Annotated in this window: 4 protein-coding genes, 1 tRNA gene and 1 rRNA gene; 4 read left to right on the top strand and 2 right to left on the bottom strand. The window is 56.7% G+C overall.

The features are described from left to right. The first annotated feature begins 25 nt into the window (after positions 1-25). From rrf to KP699_RS15975, 3 genes are all read left to right on the top strand, one after another. Positions 26-141: ribosomal RNA gene (gene rrf / locus KP699_RS15985) — 5S ribosomal RNA — on the top strand. 27 nt (positions 142-168) lie between these two features. Next, positions 169-245: transfer RNA gene (locus KP699_RS15980), tRNA-Met, on the top strand. A gap of 289 nt (positions 246-534) precedes the next feature. Beyond that, a complete protein-coding gene (locus KP699_RS15975; RefSeq protein WP_215763314.1) occupies positions 535-1530 on the top strand; it encodes an LLM class flavin-dependent oxidoreductase in 996 nt (331 codons plus the stop codon). Between the two features lie 189 nt (positions 1531-1719). Here KP699_RS15975 and KP699_RS15970 read toward each other — a convergent pair whose 3' ends face one another. Together KP699_RS15970 and KP699_RS15965 are read right to left on the bottom strand one after the other, a co-directional pair. Then, positions 1720-2652 carry an alpha/beta hydrolase gene (locus KP699_RS15970; RefSeq protein WP_215763313.1) on the bottom strand — a complete coding sequence of 311 codons (933 nt, stop codon included), beginning with the start codon at positions 2650-2652 and terminating at the stop codon, positions 1720-1722. Continuing rightward, entirely contained in the window at positions 2649-3800 is a 1152-nt protein-coding gene (locus KP699_RS15965; protein WP_215763312.1) for an amino acid permease, read from the bottom strand. Before KP699_RS15965 ends, KP699_RS15970 begins: the two co-directional genes overlap by 4 nt. Positions 3801-3823: 23 nt before the next feature. On the opposite strand from KP699_RS15965, the gene KP699_RS15960 reads away from it, so the two are divergent. Continuing rightward, positions 3824-3987, top strand: a 164-nt coding sequence (locus KP699_RS15960; protein ID WP_215763271.1) for a helix-turn-helix domain-containing protein, incomplete at its 3' end; no start/stop codon positions are given.

Here is a 3987-nt window from a genome sequence, read left to right as displayed (position 1 = left end):
ACCCCACTCAGGGTGGACTGGATGACCTGGTGGCCATGGCGGGGAGTGATCCACCCGATCCCATCCCGAACTCGGCCGTGAAACCCCCCAGCGCCTATGATACTGCGGCTTAAGTCGTGGGAAAGTCGGTCGCCGCCAGGTCTTCCAGTCTACCCAACAAAACACCACCGCGGGGTGGAGCAGCCCGGTAGCTCGTCAGGCTCATAACCTGAAGGCCGCAGGTTCAAATCCTGCCCCCGCAACCAAAATTACCACTAAATTGTAATCACTACATCCAACCCGCCTTCCTCAGGCGGGGTTTTTGCGTTGCACTTAATCCTTCCCTGCCAAACCCATAAAATCCATCACACTCTTCCAGAGTAGAAATGCCAGCTCAAATTCTTATCCAAAATAGAATAGAAATGAATAAGGGAACCGGTAGAGCCGGTGTAATCCGGAGCCGTATCTCTGCAATTGTCTACGCTTTGCTCAGTCCTCTGGTGTGACGCGATATCGACCCCACATAAGTAACCTGGCAAACAGGGAGGGGCCTGCATGATTCCGCTTTCAATTCTCGATCTGGCCTTCATCAATGAAGGCAGTGCCGCCGCAGATGCACTGCACCGCAGCGCGGACCTTGCTTTGCATGCAGAGGGTTTAGGGTTCCGTCGCTTCTGGCTCGCGGAACATCATGCGATGCCCGGCATTGCTTCCGCCGCGACCGCTGTGGCAATTGGATATATTGCTGGAGCGACGAAAACTATTCGGGTGGGGGCAGGTGGCATCATGCTGCCTAATCACGCACCACTTGCCGTGGCCGAAGCGTTCGGGACACTGGACTCTCTCTATCCCGGACGGATCGATCTTGGATTGGGGCGGGCCCCAGGCTCCGATCAGGCGACTATGCGGGCACTGAGGCGTGATCCCGGCTCTGCCGATCGTTTCCCTCAGGATGTTGCGGAACTGCTGCATTATTTTGAGAAGCCCCAACCGGGTCAGACGGTTTTTGCTGTGCCGGGAGCCGGGCTGGATGTGCCCGTCTGGCTGCTCGGTTCTTCCCTGTTTTCCGCGCATCTGGCCGCAATCATGGGCCTGCCGTTTGCGTTTGCCAGTCATTTTGCACCGGAGCTGATGGAAGAGGCTCTGGCCCTTTATCGTCAGCGTTTTGAACCGTCAGAACGTCTTCAGAAGCCTTACGCCATGCTGGCCGTCAATGCGATTATTGGAGAAACACCCGCCGAGGCGCAGCATGCAGCGACTTCTCTGGAGCAGCATTTTGTTGCGTTACGCCGGGGGCGTCCAACGCAATTTCCAGCACCTCGCGCCGTTTCCTGGAACGAACAGGAGCAGGCTCTTATTGACCGAACGCTGCGTTATACGTTTACAGGAACGGCAGATGTCGTGGTCGAAGAAATTTCCGCTTTTATAAAACAGCATCAACCGGACGAACTTATGATCGGAGCGCCCCTTTTCTCACAGGCTTCGAGGCGGGCAACCCTTACCGGCATTGCGCAGAAGTTGATAGATCGTCAGTCAGTGGAGGTTTCGTGACTTTACCGCCAGATGTTCAGATCTGGAATCTTGCTGATCTATGCTAATGTCTTGCAAAGAGCGTTACCCGACGTCCGCAAGCACATTATGGTCATGGGCCCTCACGCGCGGAACGTAATTCGCAGGAGCGATCGTCTTGGGGGCGTCAGATAACGGATACGCTCAGGTGAGCAAGTACCTTTGCGATATCTAGGAGTTTGACGCAATCCACTCCAGTTGGTCCCTGATTGCTGTCCGGGCCAGAGCCGCCATGTCAAGGGCTTCGAGAAAAGAATGCGTGGCACCTTTGTAAACACGTGCTTTCACATCATTGCCGTGTTCTTGTAGCTGATGGGCAATGGCGTGACTTTCATCAGAAAGCACGTCACATTCTGCAATTGTCAGAAAACATGGCGGCAGGGCATGGAGGTCTGCCGCGAGCAGATGTGCCTGAGGGTGTGTGCGGGAAGATGCCTCTGGGATATAGCGTTTCCAGAAAAACACCATTTCATCACGGGTCAGCATGTATTCGGGGCCGCTATAGGCATCGAAGGAGGCATTCTCACAACGAGAATCATAGACGCCGTAGCTGAGCAGCAGGCCGTTTAGCTTCAGAGCACGCGTGTCTCTCAGGGCAAGTGCTGTAGCAAGACTAAGGTTGGCCCCTGCTGAATCCCCACCGAGGAAGAGGGGCAGAGGTCCAATGTCTCCAGCAAGATCTTTGGCAAGCGTGCTGATTGCAGTGGTAATTTGATGGAGCGCGGTCGGGAAGACATGTTCTGGTGCGAGCGCATAATCAAGCGCGATGACCAGCAGGTTTCCCTGATCGGCATAGGCTCGTGTCAGGCGGTCATGCGTATCGACGCCAAAAATCGTCCATCCACCGCCATGTAGATAAAAGAGCACGCCCGTGATTTTGCCGGCAGGACGATAGATCCGATATTTCATGGGTGGTGAGACACTCTCCATCTTGCCTTCGCTCATGATGACGTCGGGGGTTGGCAGATTGGGCAGAGTGGCGCGGCCCCGAGCAGCAAGACGACGTGCGGTCTCTGGTGGCAGGGTTTCAAAAGGAGGAAAATCCTGGCTCATATCAGCCATATGACGGCGAAAGGCTGCGATTTCTGGATCAATCTTGCTCATGAAATACTTTCTTCGGGTGCTATCAGGTCTTGTTTTGGGCTGCTCTTATTCACTATGCGCGCCCGGATAACGCTCAGCACACATCCTGCTGTAACGTAAAGAAGCAGGAAAATGGCGGCTGCAGGGTGCCCCATCCGCGCTTGCTGCCAGAGTCCGGCAATGACGACGCCAATTGTTGTAAGGGATAAGAATAAGGCGCAGACGGGTATGATGCCGAGCCATAATCCGCCGACACGCACACCGCCCAGAGGCAGGCGGAAGGGCCGGACCATGTCAGGTGCGGTGACCCGCATACGCATGACGCTGAGTGCAACACCGGCGAAGGCAACCATTGTGCCGATGCTGACCAGATCAGCTAGAATGCCAATCGGGAAGAGGGCTGCCAGCAGGCCTGCCGCACCGGCTGTCAGCGCAATGCCGTGTCCTGGTGTACCGTGGCGGGGGTGCAGCCGGGTGAACCAGTTGGGCAGAAGCCCATCGCGGGCCATGGCAAAGCAAATGCGCGAATGGCCATAGGTATTAGCCAGCATGACAGAGGCGAGCCCGGCTAGCGCGCCGACCCGCAGCAGCATTCCGATACCGGGATAGCCAACATGCGCCATGGCGAAGGCGACCGGATCTGGCACATTCAGTGTGCGAAACGGCACGAGGCCTGTCAGCACAAGAGAAACCAGCGCGTAGAGTAACGCACTGACAGTCAGTGTGCCGATCAGCCCGATCGGGAGGTCACGGGCGGGTTTGCGTGCTTCTGCGGCTGCGGTGGCGACGGTATCGAACCCGAGATAAGCGAAGACGACGACGGACGCTGCCCGCAAAAAGCCGGATGCACCATAGCGAAACGGCCCTTCCGACGGAGGCAGAAAGGGGTGCCAGAGAGCAGGCTGGACATGGCGCGCGCCGATCAGCAAAAATGTCAGCAATACACTTATTTTTACGACAACCAGCACGGCATTCGCACGGGCGGATTCCCGCACACCGCGCATCAGTATCCCCCCGACAATCAGCAGGGCGAGGAGTGCAAGAGCGTTGGTATGGAAGCCACTAGTTGGCAGATCGGTCGGGGCAGTTCCGGTAATGCTCGCCTGTGTTAGAGCAGTTCCACTGAATCCTGAATCGAGAGGTGACAGTGAAGGCGTCTTGTGATTCACCGTTTTTCCTGATGGAGAGGGTGATGGCACGAGCATTGAGTGATGATCTTCGGAAGCGGGTTCTGGAGGCTGGAGCTGCGGGAGCATCGGCCCGCTCGATTGCGGCGCGGTTTGGTGTTGGGATTTCGACGGCGATCCGCTGGTTGCGTCGGGAACGTGAGAGCGGCGAGCGGACGCCCCGTCGTCA

The sequence above is a fragment of the Acetobacter sp. P1H12_c genome, from assembly GCF_018811975.1.
Lineage (GTDB): Bacteria > Pseudomonadota > Alphaproteobacteria > Acetobacterales > Acetobacteraceae > Acetobacter > Acetobacter persici.
Note: the sequence above shows the minus strand (reverse complement) of the source record. Positions and strands in the feature narration are given on the sequence as shown.

Excerpts from the sequence above, each read along its gene's own strand:
- KP699_RS15975 (WP_215763314.1), top strand. The coding sequence starts at position 535 with ATGATTCCGCTTTCAATTCTCGATCTGGCCTTCATCAATGAAGGCAGT.
- KP699_RS15970 (WP_215763313.1), bottom strand. The coding sequence starts at position 2,652 with ATGAGCAAGATTGATCCAGAAATCGCAGCCTTTCGCCGTCATATGGCT.